A 1,578-nucleotide genomic window follows, 5' to 3' on the forward strand; every position below is an offset into this window, starting at 1 on the left:
GTTGATCGCGACCACTTCGATATCGGTGCGACCCGATTCGATGATGGCGCGCAGCACGTTGCGGCCGATACGACCAAATCCGTTGATGGCGACCTTGACTGTCATGGCGTGATCCTTTTGCTTGGGGTGGAGCCATCGGCTCCCTATGCCGCGCATCATCGTTTCGAACAATTTTGCAACGCAGAATATGATAGCGCTAACGTCACGATTTCAGAAGAAAGATCAAGTGCGGCAGTGCCACCCTAACGCCAGAATTGCAGATATTCCACGAAAACGGCAAATTTTCGCAACAGGAACAGCAGTGCCGCCCCCTGATTGAGGAAAATATCGCCAAGAATGGCAGCGACAATCAGCAGGACCAACCAGATCGCCAGTTTATCGGTCATTCGGTTCCTTTTGCTGACCATCACTGGCCTAGTTCAACAGCCGCCCCATCGCCCCGGCCACATCGGCCATGCGGCAGGAAAAGCCCCATTCGTTATCATACCAAGCCAGAACCCTGACGCAATTGCCAACAACTTTGGTTTGATCCGGCGCAAAGATCGACGAATGTGGGGTGTGGTTGAAATCGACCGAGACTTTCGGTTCCGGATCATAGGCCAGAACCATGCCCATATAACCGCTCGCGGCCTCGCGCATGATTTCGTTCACCTCCGCCGCAGTCACGGTTTTCTTGGAGATGAAGGTCAGGTCCACTGCCGATACGTTCGGCGTCGGCACCCGCATCGCGGTGCCGTCGAGTTTGCCCGCGAGTTCGGGCAGCACCTCTCCCAACGCCTTCGCCGCGCCGGTGGAGGTCGGGATCATCGCCATCGCAGCGGCGCGGGCGCGGTATAGGTCATCATGGCGGCGGTCCAGCGTCGGCTGGTCGCCGGTGTAACTGTGGATCGTGGTCATGATCCCGCTTTCAATACCGATGGCATCGTTCAGCACTTTCGCCAAAGGGGCGAGGCAGTTGGTGGTGCACGAACCGTTGCTGACAACGTGGTGATCAGCGGTCAATTGGCGGTGGTTCACGCCGTAGACCACGGTTTTATCGACATTTTTGGCAGGGGCGGAAATCAACACGCGCTTGGCACCGCGGGTCAGATGCACCGCCGCCGCATCGCGATTGTTGAACTTGCCGGTACATTCCAGCACCACATCCACACCGTCCCAATCCAGATCATTCGGCTTGTAGCTGCTCATCACCCGCATCGGGCCACGACCGAGATCGAGCGTGTCACCTGCAACCCGAACCGTACCCGGAAACCGGCCATGCACGGAATCGTATTTCAGCAAATGGGCGTTGGTTTCAATCGGCCCCGTCGCGTTGATTGCCACCACCTGCACATCATTGCGCCCGCTTTGCGCGATATGTGCCAGGGTACAGCGGCCGATCCGACCGAACCCGTTGATGCCGATGGTGATCATTGCGGCGCTCCCTCTTGCCTCGTGTGCCAAAGGTCTGCTACCGCAAAATCGGGGCATTTCAAAGGCGGAATCTTGGTTGAAATCATGGTGGTAGCGCAAACTTGCGGTGTTTACGCTAAGGATCTGCGGCTGTTTACGCTAACGGCTTGCCGATCGCATGGGTTG

Annotated in this window: 3 protein-coding genes; all 3 read right to left on the reverse strand. The window is 57.3% G+C overall.

The window, feature by feature from the left end:
• The coding region (locus tag L0H65_RS19720) for a glyceraldehyde 3-phosphate dehydrogenase NAD-binding domain-containing protein (RefSeq protein WP_301460881.1) at positions 1–105 on the reverse strand (105 nt) is incomplete at its 3' end.
• Between the two features lie 137 nt (positions 106–242).
• Positions 243–386, reverse strand: coding sequence for a hypothetical protein (locus L0H65_RS19725; protein WP_301460879.1), 144 nt, complete (start codon positions 384–386; stop codon positions 243–245).
• A 28-nt stretch (positions 387–414) separates the two neighbouring features.
• Entirely contained in the window at positions 415–1,413 is a 999-nt protein-coding gene (gap, locus tag L0H65_RS19730) for a type I glyceraldehyde-3-phosphate dehydrogenase (protein ID WP_301460880.1), read from the reverse strand.
• Positions 1,414–1,578 lie beyond the last annotated feature (165 nt).

It is taken from the genome of Pseudorhodobacter sp. (assembly GCF_030452865.1).
Lineage (GTDB): Bacteria > Pseudomonadota > Alphaproteobacteria > Rhodobacterales > Rhodobacteraceae > Pseudorhodobacter.